General features: G+C 69.0%; 14 protein-coding genes. 8 read left to right on the forward strand and 6 right to left on the reverse strand.

Annotated features, from left to right (window positions below; all coding sequences use genetic code 11):
* Positions 1–54: 54 nt before the first annotated feature.
* The 3 genes from M3149_RS15585 to M3149_RS15595 all read right to left on the reverse strand — a co-directional run bounded on the left by M3149_RS15585 (position 55) and on the right by M3149_RS15595 (position 2,643).
* Complete coding sequence (locus M3149_RS15585; RefSeq protein WP_251710464.1) at positions 55–564, reverse strand: aromatic-ring-hydroxylating dioxygenase subunit beta; 510 nt, start codon at positions 562–564, stop codon at positions 55–57.
* Positions 564–1,898: an aromatic ring-hydroxylating dioxygenase subunit alpha gene (locus M3149_RS15590; protein WP_251710465.1), complete on the reverse strand. Its 1,335-nt coding sequence runs from the start codon at positions 1,896–1,898 to the stop codon at positions 564–566. Before M3149_RS15590 ends, M3149_RS15585 begins: the two co-directional genes overlap by 1 nt.
* A gap of 91 nt (positions 1,899–1,989) precedes the next feature.
* Positions 1,990–2,643, reverse strand: a complete 654-nt coding sequence (locus M3149_RS15595) for a DedA family protein (RefSeq protein ID WP_251710466.1) — start codon at positions 2,641–2,643, stop codon at positions 1,990–1,992.
* 39 nt (positions 2,644–2,682) lie between these two features.
* On the opposite strand from M3149_RS15595, the gene mutL reads away from it, so the two are divergent.
* Both mutL and M3149_RS15605 read left to right on the forward strand, forming a co-directional pair.
* Positions 2,683–4,512 (forward strand): DNA mismatch repair endonuclease MutL, encoded by a 1,830-nt coding sequence (gene mutL / locus M3149_RS15600; RefSeq protein ID WP_251710467.1) that lies wholly within the window; start codon positions 2,683–2,685, stop codon positions 4,510–4,512.
* Between the two features lie 158 nt (positions 4,513–4,670).
* On the forward strand, positions 4,671–5,537 hold the full coding sequence (locus M3149_RS15605; RefSeq protein WP_251710468.1) for an alpha/beta hydrolase: 867 nt from the start codon (positions 4,671–4,673) through the stop codon (positions 5,535–5,537).
* 28 nt (positions 5,538–5,565) lie between these two features.
* Here the strand turns inward: M3149_RS15605 and M3149_RS15610 are convergent, their stop codons facing one another.
* Genes M3149_RS15610 through M3149_RS23205 form a run of 3 tightly spaced genes read right to left on the reverse strand, consistent with a single transcriptional unit; the run spans position 5,566 to position 6,292 of the window.
* On the reverse strand, positions 5,566–5,775 hold the full coding sequence (locus M3149_RS15610; protein WP_251710469.1) for a hypothetical protein: 210 nt from the start codon (positions 5,773–5,775) through the stop codon (positions 5,566–5,568).
* A complete protein-coding gene (locus M3149_RS23200) occupies positions 5,772–6,119 on the reverse strand; it encodes a zeta toxin family protein (protein WP_353056819.1) in 348 nt (115 codons plus the stop codon). Before M3149_RS23200 ends, M3149_RS15610 begins: the two co-directional genes overlap by 4 nt.
* Positions 6,116–6,292, reverse strand: a complete 177-nt coding sequence (locus M3149_RS23205) for a hypothetical protein (RefSeq protein WP_353056818.1) — start codon at positions 6,290–6,292, stop codon at positions 6,116–6,118. Before M3149_RS23205 ends, M3149_RS23200 begins: the two co-directional genes overlap by 4 nt.
* Positions 6,293–6,553: 261 nt before the next feature.
* Between M3149_RS23205 and M3149_RS15620 the strand changes: the two genes are divergently transcribed.
* The 6 genes from M3149_RS15620 to edd all read left to right on the forward strand — a co-directional run bounded on the left by M3149_RS15620 (position 6,554) and on the right by edd (position 13,573).
* Complete coding sequence (locus M3149_RS15620) at positions 6,554–7,804, forward strand: multidrug effflux MFS transporter (RefSeq protein ID WP_251710470.1); 1,251 nt, start codon at positions 6,554–6,556, stop codon at positions 7,802–7,804.
* Entirely contained in the window at positions 7,801–8,775 is a 975-nt protein-coding gene (gene miaA, locus M3149_RS15625; protein ID WP_251710471.1) for a tRNA (adenosine(37)-N6)-dimethylallyltransferase MiaA, read from the forward strand. The genes M3149_RS15620 and miaA overlap by 4 nt, the downstream gene beginning before the upstream one ends.
* Entirely contained in the window at positions 8,772–9,434 is a 663-nt protein-coding gene (locus M3149_RS15630; protein ID WP_251710472.1) for an ABC transporter ATP-binding protein, read from the forward strand. The genes miaA and M3149_RS15630 overlap by 4 nt, the downstream gene beginning before the upstream one ends.
* A gap of 101 nt (positions 9,435–9,535) precedes the next feature.
* Positions 9,536–11,002 (forward strand): glucose-6-phosphate dehydrogenase, encoded by a 1,467-nt coding sequence (gene zwf / locus M3149_RS15635; protein WP_251710473.1) that lies wholly within the window; start codon positions 9,536–9,538, stop codon positions 11,000–11,002.
* 38 nt (positions 11,003–11,040) lie between these two features.
* Entirely contained in the window at positions 11,041–11,739 is a 699-nt protein-coding gene (gene pgl / locus M3149_RS15640) for a 6-phosphogluconolactonase (RefSeq protein ID WP_251710474.1), read from the forward strand.
* 10 nt (positions 11,740–11,749) lie between these two features.
* Positions 11,750–13,573 (forward strand): phosphogluconate dehydratase, encoded by a 1,824-nt coding sequence (gene edd / locus M3149_RS15645; protein ID WP_251710475.1) that lies wholly within the window; start codon positions 11,750–11,752, stop codon positions 13,571–13,573.
* Positions 13,574–13,584 lie beyond the last annotated feature (11 nt).

Raw genomic sequence — 13,584 nt, forward strand, 5'->3', positions numbered from 1 at the left:
GCCCGACAGCCGAACGCGCCGTCAATGCGCCGTCAACGCGCCGTCAACGCGCCGTCAGACCGGATAGATCAGCGAGTTGAGCACCATCTCGCTGTCGTACACACACCGCCGCTCCAGCAGCTTCCACCCGCCTTCGGTGATCACGAAGGCGTCGATGTAGCGGCCCACCTGGTAGACCTCGCTGGTGGTGCCGGGCTTGGTGCGAAAGACGGCGTAGTTGGCTTCGGCGCGCACCGGGTCGTCGGGCGTGCCTTCGCCGTCGTGCGTGATGCGCGCGGGAGCGATCACGTGGCGGGTGTAGTACGGCGCGTGGTAGATGGTCTGGGTGGCGCCGACGATGCGGTCGCGCATCATGCCCTGGCTCTCGAAGTTGAGCAGGCACAGCGGCAGGCCGCGTTCGGCGTTCTCGCGCGCCTGCACGCGGTAGCGCGCTTCGGGCACGAAGCACTCGGGCCATTCGGCAAAGCGGCGCTGGTCGAGCACGTCGGCGTAATCCGCGTTGAAGCGGTCGATGGCGTGGTGGCGCAGTGCGCTGCGCAGGGTGGTGTCGATCACGTCGCTCATCACAACCCCATGGTCTTTCGCCAGTAGGCGTACATCGATCGGATCAAGGTCTCGGTGACCATGTGCTCGGTGGGCGGCTGGCCCACGTCGTCGGTCTTGCCGCCGAGTTCCACCAGGGTGCGGCCGCCCTCGCCCCATTGGCGAAAGCCGTCCTGGCTGAACTCGATCACCTCGCCGTCGTCGGCGCTCACGAAGCCAGCGGGCCCGAACAGGTTGGCCTGGCGCAGGCGGCGCGTGGTCATCTCCTCGGTGTCGTCGGCAAAGCCGAAGTGCGTCCAGACGAAGTCGAATTCGTTGGGCCCGCGCGGCACGATGTGGCGCGTGGACAGCGAATTCACCTGCTGCTGGATGATCACGCTCGGGAACAGCGTGATCATGGTCACCGTGGGGGTGATGGTGGCGCCCGGGTTCTGTGGGTCGGCGATGGTCCACCACGGCTCGGGCACCACGTCGAGCAGGCGCGGGTCGTTGAGCTTCATGTCGGCCTTGAAGCTGGTCACGCCCTGCGTCACGGTCTTGTTCTCGCCGCCGTCGTTGCGGCGGCTGATCATCACGGCGTGGCGGCCATGCGCGTCCATCACCATGCGGCTTTTCTGGTCGGCGCGCCACAGGCCGAAGGTGACGAACCAGGTGTGCAGCAGCCCCGGGTGGTACGGGTCCTTGATGTTTTCCATCATGAGCTTCCAGTTGCCTGGAATGCGCTGGCGGTTGTAGCCCAGCAGCTTGAGCTCACGGCCCTGGAAGATGCGGTCAAGCCAGGGCTTGAGGTCGGCGCCGAGGTAGTCCTCCAGCGGCTCGGTCTCGTCGCTGAAGGTGGCGAACACCAGGCCGTGCAGCACGGCCACGCGCAGTTTGGTGAGGCCGTTCTTGCTCAGGTCGAAGTCCGCGGGCATGCCGCCGTTGACGCACTCACCGTCCTTCACACCGTCCTTGAACGGCAGACCAGCCAGGTCGCCGTTGAGCTTGTAGGTCCACTGGTGGTAAGGGCAGACGAAGCTGCGCGCGTTGCCCACCTGCCCGTCCATGGGCGGCTGGCAAAAGCGCACGCCGCGGTGGGCACAGCGGTTCTCCACCACACGGATGCCATGATCCACGCTGCGGTCTTTCGGCGCCACGCGGTCCCTGACCATGATCACCTGCCGCTCCCCCACCCAGCTGAGCTTGTAGTCGCCGGTGTTGGGGATCTCCACCGCGAGGCCCACGTAGCACCAATGCGGTCCGTAGAACAAGCGGTCGAGCTCGCGTTGGTAGAGGTCCGGGTCGGTGTAGGCCCAGAAGGGAATGCGGCTGGTGCCGCGGTCGTGCCATCGCACGAGGGCTTGCGGTGCGTTCATGTCTCCTCACGCGTGGGTGCGGTGAGGAAATGATAAGCCTACTGACTATCTTCGGCCAGCGCCGGCCGTCTGCAGCCGGCGGCGGGCCGCTTCAGCGCACGTCTGCCGCCGCGTTGCGCCGCGCCTTCCACGCACCAAAAATCGCGATCAGCCCCGGGATGATGATCAGCGCCCAGATGATCTTGCTCAGGTTGGCCTGCACCCAGGGCAGGTTGCCGAACAGGTAGCCCGCGCCCACCAGGCCCACCACCCAGATCAGCGCGCCGATCACGTTGTAGGCGGTGAACTTGCTGCGCGTCATCTCGGCCACACCGGCCACAAAGGGCGCGAAGGTGCGGATGAAGGGCATGAAGCGCGCCAGGATGATGGTGATGCCGCCGTAACGCTCGTAGAAGGCGTGCGCCTGATTGAAGGCGTTCTTGTTGAACAGGCGCGAGTTCTCCCACTGGAACACCTTGGGGCCAAAGTAGCGCCCGACGCTGTAGTTCACCTGGTCGCCCAGAATGGCCGCGATGGTGAGCAGCACCATCGCCAGCGGCAGGCTCATCAGCCCCGCGCCGCACAGCGTGCCCACCACGAACAACAGCGAATCGCCGGGCAGGAAGGGCATCACCACCACACCGGTCTCGGTGAAGATGATCAGGAACAGCAGCGCGTACACCCAGGGGCCGTAGGCCTGCACGAAGGCCTGCAGGTGCTGGTCCACGTTGAGGATGAAGTCGATGAGGAAGGCGATGATTTCCATGGCGGCGGATTATCCCTGCCGGTTCCTACAATCCCGCGCATGACCGACCTGCCCACGCGCCGCCCGATCCGCGAACTGCCCGACGAGCTGATCAGCCAGATCGCGGCCGGCGAAGTCGTGGAACGCCCCGCCTCGGTGGTGCGCGAGCTGGTGGACAACGCGCTGGACGCCGGCGCCACCCAGGTCACTGTGCGTCTGTCGGGCGGCGGCGTGCGCCTGATCGCGGTGGAAGACGACGGCATCGGCATTCCGCAAGGTGAACTCGCGCAAGCGCTCAAGCGCCACGCCACCAGCAAGATCGGCAACCTGGCCGAGCTGGAGGCGGTGAGCACCATGGGTTTTCGCGGCGAAGCGCTCGCGGCCATCGCCTCGGTGGCCGAGGTATCGCTGCTCTCGCGCACCGACGACGCGCCCCACGCCTGGCTGCTGGAAGCACGCAGTGGTGAACTCTCGCCCGGCGCGCGCCAGCGCGGCACCACGGTGGAGGTGCGCGAGCTGTTCTACGCCACGCCCGCGCGGCGCAAGTTCCTAAAGACTGACAGCACCGAGCTGGCGCACTGCATCGAGGCCGTGCGCCGCCACGCGCTGGCACGGCCCGGCGTGGGCTTTGCCATCTGGCACGAGGGCAAGCTGGTGGCCCAGTGGCGCGCCGCGCTGTTCGACGGCATCGAGGCCACGCGCACGCGCCTGGCCGATGTGCTGGGCGAGGACTTCATCACCGAGGCCCTGCCGCTGCAGTGGCCGGCCGACGGTTCGATGGCGCGCGGCCTGCGCGTGTGGGGCTTTGCCGGCGTGCCCGACGCCGCGCGCTCGCGCGCCGACCAGCAGTTCGCCTACGTGAACGGCCGCTTCGTGCGCGACAAGGTCATCGGCCACGCCGCGCGCGCCGCCTATGAAGACGTGCTGCACGGCCAGCGCCAGCCGGTGTACGCGCTGTTCATCGACATCGACCCGGCGCGGGTGGACGTGAACGTGCACCCGACCAAGATCGAGGTGCGGTTTCGCGACAGCCGCGAGGTACACCACGCGGTGCAGCAGGCGGTGCAGGGCGCGCTGGCGGTGCCGCGCGCGGGGCAGTTGGCCGCGCCGGCTGCCGTTGCGCCCGAGCCCGCCTGGGCGCCGCCCGCGCGGCAGGTGGGGTTCGGCTTCGTGCCACGAGAGCCCGAGATCGGCCAGCGCGTGAGCGATGAGTCGGCGCTGTGGGACCCGGCGCCCGGGGTGGCGGCCGATGCGGTGGCTGCCGAACGGCCCGCCGTGGCCGCCCCTGCCCCGCTGCCCGAAGGCGACTGGCCGCTCGGCCGCGCCATCGCGCAGCTCCAGGGCATCTACGTGCTGGCCGAAAACGCGCACGGCCTGGTGGTGGTGGACATGCACGCTGCGCACGAGCGCATCGTCTACGAACGCCTGAAGCGCCAGCTCGACGCGCGCGCGGTGCAAAGCCAGCCGCTGCTCATTCCCGCCACCTTCAGCGCCACGCCCGAAGAAGTGGCCACCGCCGAGACCGCCGCCGCCACGCTGGCCGCGCTGGGGCTGGAAGTGACACCCTTGTCGCCGCGCACCCTGGCGGTGCGCGCCGTGCCCACCACCCTGGCGCAGGGCGACCCGGTGGCCCTGGCGCGCAGCGTGCTGGGCGAACTGGCCCAGCACGAGGCCACGCAGGTGCTGCAGCGCGCCGAGCACGAGCTGCTGGCCACCATGGCCTGCCACGGCGCGGTGCGCGCCAACCGCCGCCTCACCATCGACGAGATGAACGCCCTGCTGCGCCAGATGGAAGTGACCGAACGCAGCGACCAGTGCAACCACGGCCGCCCCACGTGGCGCCAGCTGGGCCTGCGCGAGCTGGACGCGCTCTTCCTGCGGGGTAGGTAACACCCCCGCCGCGCTCCGCGCGACTCCCTCAAGGGGGGCGACACCGATGGCCCGGCAAAGCCGGTTCCATGGTGTCCCCGGGCAACGCACGCCGGCGTTGGGGGGCTTTCGTGGGTTGCCGTGAACTTCTGGCGCGTTGCTTGCATCATTTTCGGGACATGACGCGCCTGATCGTTGCCCTCTTCGCCGCCCTGGCCCTGCTGGCCGGCTGCGCCACGCTGGACGAGAAGCAGCGGGTGTGGATCTTCCAGCCGTCCGACCGCAGCTGGAGCGGCGGCACCTACGCCGCCGAATCCATGGACGACGTGTGGATCGATTTCACATCCCGGGAGACCGGCGAGCCCGTGCGGCTGCACGGCCTGTGGGCGCCGCACGAGAACTTCACCCAGCGCGCCGACGCCCCGGTGCTGCTCTACCTGCATGGCGCGCGCTGGAACGTCACCGGCTCGGCGTTTCGCATGCGGCGCATGCAGGAGCTGGGTTTCTCGGTGCTGGGCATCGACTACCGCGGCTTCGGCAAGAGCACCAACGATCTGCCCTCCGAAACACTGGCCACCGAGGACGCGCGCGCGGCCTGGGAATGGCTGGCGCAGAAGTACCCCGACAGGCCACGCTACATCTTCGGCCACTCGCTGGGCGGCGCCATCGCCATCAACCTCGCGGCCGACGTCGCCGACGAGCGCGGCACGCTGGTCGAAGGCACGTTCACCTCCATTCCCGACGTGGTGCGCACGTTCAAGTGGGGCTGGCTGCCCATCTCGCCGTTGATCACGCAACGCTTCGAAGCGCGCAAGCGCGTGGCCGACATCGGCTCGCCGCTGCTGGTGGTGCATGGCAGTGAGGACCGGCTGATCCGCCCCGACCTCGGGCGCCGCCTGTACGAAGCCGCCAAGGGGCCCAAGCAGTTCGTGCTGGTGGAAGGCGGCTCGCACCACAACACCAACTCGATCGGCCAGAGTCAGTACCGTGAGGCGCTGGATGCGCTGTTCGGGCTGGACGACTCCATCCGCGTCGTCGCGCGCTGAGGCGCGACGGCGTTGACGTCGCGCTGGCTCATGCAGAGTCTTTCTTCTGGGGTTGCACACGCACCACTTGCCCAGCCCGCACCACGATCAGGTCGGTACCCGTCTGTTGCGCCACCAGGCGCGCCCGCTGCGCAGCCCGACGCATGGCAAGCAAGGAGCCTTTGATATCGGCGTTGGCGCTTGCAGGCAGCACGCGGTAGTCAGCCGCCGGTTCGTTCACTTTTTTGGGCGTGGTCATGGTTTTTCACTCCAGTCCATCAAGACGGGCTCGTCGCCCGCGTTGTCGTACAGAACCCATTGATCCACCAGCGGTTGATAGACCTCGGTCAACAGACGTTGCCCGGCTTCATAGCGGCGGCGGATGGTGTTCTCCGGAATGTTGTGTCCGCCCTGTCGCACCCGCTCGGCCACACGTTGTACGGCCATGTCCGCCGAAGGCAGGCTCAAAAAGAACAGCTCCACCCGGTAGCCGAGCGCTCGCCAGTGCGGAATCTGCCGCGCGTACGCTCGACCTGACAAGGTTGTTTCGAACGCGAAGCTCTCCCGGCGTTCGACATGTTGAGCGATGGCCTCCAGCGTCAGGCGTCCGGCTGAATGGCCGCACGCTCGGGTTCAAAAGGCGATAGTCCTGCCGCGATCAGGTCAGCATTCACGAACACCGGACACCCAGCCTCTTGCGGCAGGAACTCCCGGGCAAAGGTGGTCTTGCCCGCCCCATTGGGGCCGGCAATGATGATGATCCTGGGTTTGGTCACGTCAGGCTCCGTCCCCGCCAAACAGGCCGTCTTGCGCTGCCGCGTCAACCTGAGGTGGGTTCAGGTTGACGTGTGCATCCACAAGCGCGCGAGCCAGCAAATCGGCAGGGTCGGCGCCCATGGGGCGCGACAGCGGTCCAGCGACGCATTGGGATTGGTAAGCAGTCAGGCGTGACAAGGTTCGTATGACTCCAAGGCCCTTGTTTGGGCTGCGGATTGATTATGCGATCGCTTCTGATCGCTTCTGCTACCCTCGAACGGATGTCCGCTTCTCCCCCCGCCATGTCGTCGGCCCTGGTGGTGCTGGTGCTCACGCTGCTGCTGGGCATGCAACCCGTCACCACCGACCTGTACCTGCCCGCACTGCCCGCCATCACCCAGGGTTTCGGCGCCTCGATGGCGCAGGCGCAACTCACCCTTACCTCGCTGCTGCTGGCCTTTGGCGTCTCACAACTGGCCTGGGGCCCGTTGTCCGACCGCTTTGGCCGCCGGCCGATCCTGATCTGGGGCATGGCGCTGTTCGTGGTGGCCGCCATCGGTGGAGCCTTCGCGGGGTCGATGGAATCGCTCATCGTGTGGCGCACGCTGCAGGGCGTGGCCATGGGCTCGGCCGTGATGTGTGCGCGCGCCGTGGTGCGCGACCTGTACGCACCCACCGAGGGCGCCAGCATGATGAGCAAGGGCCTCACCGGCCTGGGGATCATCGCGTGCCTGTCGGCACCGGTCGGTGGCTTGTTGTCGGACCTGTTCGGCTGGCGCATCGCGCTGCTCTCGCTCGCCGTGTTCGCCGCCGTCACGCTGGTGGTGCTGGTGTGGCGCTTCGACGAAACCCTGCCGGAACGCAACCCGCGCGCGCTGCAACCGGCCGCGCTGCTGCACAACTGGGTGGCCATTGCACGGCATCCCACATTCTGGGCCTGGGCCCTGCTGGCCACCGCCACCTACGCGGGCCTGTTCACCTACCTGGCCTCGTCGTCGTTCGTGCTGATCGGCGTGCTCGGCTTGAGCAAGACGCAGTACGGCCTGGTGATGTTCACCATGTCGCTGAGCTACATCGTGGGCACCTTCATCTGCCGCCGCCTGCTGCTGCACCTGGGCGTGCGCCGCACCGTGGGCATGGCGGCCGGGGTGACGCTGGTGGGTGGCACGCTCATGGGTGTGCTGCCGCTGCTGGGCGTGCAGAACCTGTGGTCGGTGATGCTGCCGTTCTACCTTTACATGATGGGTCACGGCGTGCACCAGCCCTGCGGCCAGAGCGGCGCGGTCAGCCCCTTCCCGCAGGCCGCGGGCGCGGCCTCGGCGCTGGCCGGTTTCGTGATGATGGTGGTGGCCTTCGGCATCGGCGGCTGGCTCGGCCTGGCGCTGGCCGAACCGGCGCTGGGTGCCGGCACCGTGCGCCCGCTCACCGACGGCATCTGGCTCTGGAGCACGGTGATTGCCGTGATCGCCTGGACGCTGGTGCGCCGTCACGGCGATGTGCAAGCGCCGCCGCAACGCCTGGGCTCCACATGACACCCCATGCTTCAGCGCAGCGCTGCATTGCGCTGGCCGGCCCCACCGCCAGCGGAAAGACCACCGCAGCGCTGGCGATTGCCGCGCGCTGGCCGGTGGAGATCATCAGCGTCGACTCTGCGCTGGTGTACCGCGGCATGGACATCGGTACCGCCAAGCCCAGCGCCGCCGAGCGCGCGGCGGTGCCGCACCACCTGATCGATATCCGCGACCCGGCGCAGGCCTACAGCGCCGCCGACTTCGTGCGCGACGCCACACGCCTGGTGAGCGAGATCGCGGCGCGCGGGCGCACCGCGCTGCTGGTGGGCGGCACCATGCTGTACTTCAAGGCCCTGCTCGGCGGCCTGGACGACTTGCCCGCGGCCGACCCCGCGGTGCGTGCACAGCTTGATGCGCGCGCGCGCACCGAGGGCTGGCCTGCGCTGCACGCCGAGCTGCAGCGCGTGGACCCGGTCACCGCCGCGCGCCTGTTTCCCAACGACGCGCAGCGCATCCAGCGCGCACTCGAGGTACACGCCATCTCGGGCCGACCGCTTTCCAGCTTTCACTCGGGCCGCGAACACAACCCCGACAGCCCGTTGCGCGAGGAACACCTGCTCTCGCTCGAACCCGCGGATCGCGGTTGGCTGCACGCGCGCATCGCCGCCCGTTTCGACGCCATGCTCGGTGAGGGTCTGCTGGACGAGGTGCGCAAGCTGCGCGCGCGTGGCGATCTGCATGCCGACCTGCCGTCGATGCGCTGCGTGGGCTACCGCCAGGCCTGGGCCACGCTGGACGAACACCCGGTGCCCGATACCGCCGCGCTGGCAGAACTGCGCGAGCGCGGCATCTTCGCCACGCGCCAGCTCGCCAAGCGCCAGCTCACCTGGCTGCGCTCGCTGCCCGCGCGCCGCGTGGTGGCGGCCGACGCGCCCGATGCGCTGGCCCAGGTGATGGCCGTGGTCGAGAACTGGCTTGGGAGGCCCGCATGACACTCGTCGTCGAAGGCCTGGCCAAACGCTACGGCGACACGCCCGTGTTCAGCGGCGTCGACCTGCAACTCGCCCCCGGTGAGTTCGTGGCCATCGTGGGCGAATCCGGCGTGGGCAAATCGAGCCTGCTCAACTGCCTGGCCGCACTCGACCGCTGGAGCGAAGGCCGCATCACGCACGACGGCACCGATCTCGGCGCACTCGACGAGGCACAACGCGCGCATTGGCGGCGCGCCCACCTGGGCTTCGTGTTCCAGGCCTTTCACGTGCTGCCCCACCTGGACGTGGCGCAGAACGTGGGCTTGCCCTTGCTGCTGCTCAACCGCCCCGACGACGCGCGCGTGAAGGCCATGATCGACGCCGTGGGCCTGCAAGGCCTGGGGCAGCGTCTGCCGGCCGAACTCTCGGGCGGGCAGTTGCAACGCGTGGCCATTGCACGCGCGCTGGTGCACCGCCCCGCCATCGTGCTGGCCGACGAGCCCACCGGCAATCTCGACCCCGCCACCGCCGCGCGCGTGATGGACCTGTTGCAGGCGCAGACGCGCGAGCACGGCAGCGCGCTGCTGCTGGTCACCCATTCGGACGCTGCAGCCGCGCGCGCTGACCGCGTGCTGCGCCTCACCGCCAACGGCCTGCAGGCCGCCACGGCCAGCCACTGAGGGAACCCGCGCGGCCTCAGGTGGTCGCATGGGTACGCAAGAGGTAACCCGCTGGTAACTTAATTACATTACCATCGAACGGTCATGTAACGCCGGACGCCATGGAGACAAACCCCGAACCCCAAGCCACGCTCGACCTCGTCATCTTCGGCGGCGCGGGCGATCTCTCGGTGCGCAAGCTGCTGCCGGCCCTCTACATGGCGCACCTGCACAAGACACTGCCCGAGGACACGCGCATCGTGGCCCTGGGGCGCCACGCCTGGGACCGCGCCGCCTTCACTGCCTTCGTCGACGACAAGGTGCGCGCCTTCATCGCCCCGGCCGAGCTGGACGCCGGCGCCTGGGGCCGCTTCATCGAACGCCTGGTGTACGTGAGCCTGGACGCCACGCGCGCCGAGGACTACGCCGGCCTGGCCGCCGCGCTGCGTGCGGGCGCCGACCGCGTGTACTACCTGGCCACCGCGCCCACCCTGTTCACCGCCATCTGCGCCCACCTGCACGGCGCGGGCCTGGTGGATGCGAAGTCGCGCGTGGTGCTGGAAAAGCCACTCGGGCACGACCTCGCCTCAGCCCGCGCCATCAACGATGAGGTGGCCAGGTACTTCAGCGAATCGCAGACCTTCCGCATCGACCACTACCTGGGCAAGGAGACGGTGCAGAACCTGATGGTGCTGCGCTTCGGCAACGCCATCTTCGAGCCGCTGTGGCGCAGCCCGAGCATCAAGAGCGTGCAGATCACGGTGGCCGAATCGGTGGGCGTGGGCAGCCGCGCCGGCTTCTACGACGGCACCGGCGCACTGCGCGACATGGTGCAGAACCACCTGCTGCAGCTGCTGTGCATCGTGGCCATGGAGCCCCCGGTCTCGCTCGACCCCGACGCCGTGCGTGACGAGAAGCTCAAGGTGCTGCGCTCGCTGCGGCCCATGACGGTGGCCGACGTGGCGCGCGACACGGTGCGCGGCCAGTACACCGCCGGCAACGTGGACGGCGAGCGCGCCGCGGGCTACCTGCAGGAAGCGAACGTGCCCGCGAACAGCGAGACCGAAACCTTCGTCGCGCTGCGCGCGCACATCAACAACTGGCGCTGGGCCAACGTGCCGTTCTTCCTGCGCACCGGCAAGCGCATGGCCGAGCGCCGCAGCGAGATCGTCATCGAGTTCGCGCCGCTGCCCTACTCGCTGTTCCCCGACACGCCTCGCCAGTCTGTCAATCGTCTGCTGATCCGCCTGCAGCCCGAAGAACACGTGCAACTGCAGATGATGGCCAAGCAACCCGGCAGCGGCATGAAGCTGCGCCCGGTCTCGCTCGACCTCGACCTGCAATCGGCCATGACCGGCCGTCGCGCCGAGGCCTACGAGCGCTTGCTGATCGACGTCATCAAGGGCAGGCTGACCCACTTCATGCGCCGGGATGAACTGGAAGCCGCGTGGGCATGGGCCGAGCCCGTGCTCGACGGCTGGAAGTCACTCGGCGACAAACCCCGGCCCTACGCGGCCGGCAGCTGGGGCCCGGCAGCCTCCTCGGCGCTGATGGCGCGCGAGGACAGCACCTGGTCCGAGGAAACCTGACACCACCCGTTCGGGCTGAGCTTGTCGAAGCCCCCGCCATGACCGAACAGATCTGCAACACACCCGTCGAACTCGCGCAGCGGCTGGCTGCGTGGATCGGCCTGCGCCTGCATGGCGCCATCGAGGCGCGTGGCCACGCGGTGCTCGCCGTCTCGGGCGGCAAGTCGCCGCTGCCGCTGTTCCAGGCGCTGCGCTCGCAGCCGCTGGCCTGGTCGCGCGTGACCATCACCCTGGTGGACGAGCGCTGCGTGCCGCACGACCACCTGGACAGCAACACCGCGCTGGTGCGTACCCACCTGATGCAGGGCGCCGCGGCAGCGGCCACCTTCGTGCCCTGGTTCGACAGCCTGCCCGATGCGCTCGACGATGCCGCGCTGCAAGACCTGGCCGAGGCCGCCAACGCGCGCCTGGCCACCCAGCCCTGGCCCTGGGACCTGGCCGTGCTCGGCATGGGCGAGGACGGCCACACCGCCTCGTTGTTCCCGGGTGCACCCGGCCTGGCGCAGGCATTGCGCGGCAGCGGCCCGGTGGCCTGGACGCGCCCGCTCAACGCCCCCCACCCGCGCCTGACCCTCACCCTGCCCGCGCTGCTGGCCACGCGCGAGCTCGTGTTGCCTCTCATCGGCCCGGCCAAGCTGCGCGTGTACCAGCAGGCGCGACTGTCCGAGGACGACGACCTGCCCATCTCGCTCGTCCTGCACCAACACCAGACGCCCGTGCGCGTCTGGCTCGCCTGATTCCATGACCATGAACAGCCTGAACCCCATCCTCGAGCGCGTCACACAGCGCATCACCGAACGCAGCGCACCCACCCGCCGCGCCTACCTGGACCACATGGCCGCGCAGCGCACGCACGGCACGCAGCGCGCCGGCCTGGGCTGCGCGAACATGGCCCACACCACGGCCGCGCTGCCGCACGAAGACAAGTTGCGCATCCATGCCGAGCGCGCGCCGCACCTCGGCATCGTCACCGCCTACAACGACATGCTCTCGGCGCACCAGCCGTTCGAGGGCTACCCCGCGCTGATCCGCTGGCACGCGCAGCAGATCGGCGCCAGCGCGCAGGTGGCCGGCGGTGTGCCGGCCATGTGCGACGGCATCACCCAGGGCGAGGCCGGCATGGAGCTCTCGCTGTTCTCGCGCGACACCATCGCACTGGCCACCGCGGTGGCGCTCTCGCACAACGTGTTCGACGCCGCGCTCATGCTCGGCGTGTGCGACAAGATCGTGCCCGGCCTGTTCATGGGCGCACTGCAGTTCGGCCACCTGTCCACCGTGTTCGTGCCCGCCGGGCCCATGACGTCCGGTCTGTCGAACGACGAGAAAGCCAAGGTGCGCCAGCAGTACGCGCAAGGCCTGGTGGGGCGCGAGGCGCTGCTCGAATCGGAAGCGCGGGCCTACCACAGCCCTGGTACCTGCACCTTCTACGGCACCGCCAACAGCAACCAGATGCTGATGGAGATCATGGGCCTGCACCTGCCCGGCAGCTCCTTCGTGAACCCGGGCACGCCGCTGCGCGAAGCGCTCACCAAGGCCGCGGTGGAGCGCGCCGTGGCCAACAGCGGGCGCACCGGCCAGCCCTACGTGCCGATGTCGCACATCGTGGACGAGAAGACGATCGTCAACGGCATCGTGGGCTTGCTCGCCACCGGCGGCTCCACCAACCACACGCTGCACCTGGTGGCCATGGCGCGCGCCGCGGGCATCGTGATCGACTGGGATGATTTCTCCGAACTCTCGGCTGTGGTGCCGCTGCTGGCCCGGGTGTACCCCAACGGCAGCGCCGACATGAACCACTTCCACGCCGCGGGCGGGCTGGGTTTTCTGATGCGGGAGCTGCGCGCGGCCGGCTTGCTGCACGCGGACGTGCACACCGTGATGGGCGCGGGCCTGGATGCCTATGCGCTCGAACCCTGGCTCGACGGCGAGCGCCTGGCCTGGCGCCCGGTGCCGGCGGCGAGCGGCGACACCGACGTGCTGCGCCCGGTGAGCGACCCCTTCAGCGCCGACGGCGGCCTGCGCCTGCTCACCGGCAACCTGGGCCGCAGCGTCATCAAGGTGTCGGCCGTGAAGCCGCAGCACCGCGTGGTCAAGGCCCCTGCGGTGGTGGTGCACGACCAGCAGGAACTGCTCGCGAAGTTCAAGGCCGGCGAGCTGGAGAAGGACTTCGTGGCCGTGGTGCGCTACCAGGGCCCGCGCGCCAACGGCATGCCCGAGTTGCACAAGCTCACACCACCGCTGGCGGTGCTGCAGGACAAGGGCTTCAAGGTGGCACTGGTCACCGACGGCCGCATGTCCGGTGCCTCGGGCAAGGTGCCCGCGGCCATCCACGTCACACCCGAGGCACTGGCCGGCGGCGCTCTGGCGCGCGTGATGGACGGCGACATCATCACGCTGGACGCCGAGCGCGGCCTGCTCAAGGTGGACGTGGACGAGACCACGCTGGCCGCGCGCACCGTGCGCGACCCGGACCTTTCGCACCACCAGCACGGCACCGGCCGCGAACTCTTCGGTCTGTTCCGCACGCACGTGAGCGGCGCCGAACAAGGTGCCTCACCGCTGCTCGCCTGAACCCACCCGAA

The organism is Hydrogenophaga intermedia (assembly GCF_023715105.1).
Taxonomy (GTDB): domain Bacteria; phylum Pseudomonadota; class Gammaproteobacteria; order Burkholderiales; family Burkholderiaceae_C; genus Hydrogenophaga; species Hydrogenophaga intermedia_A.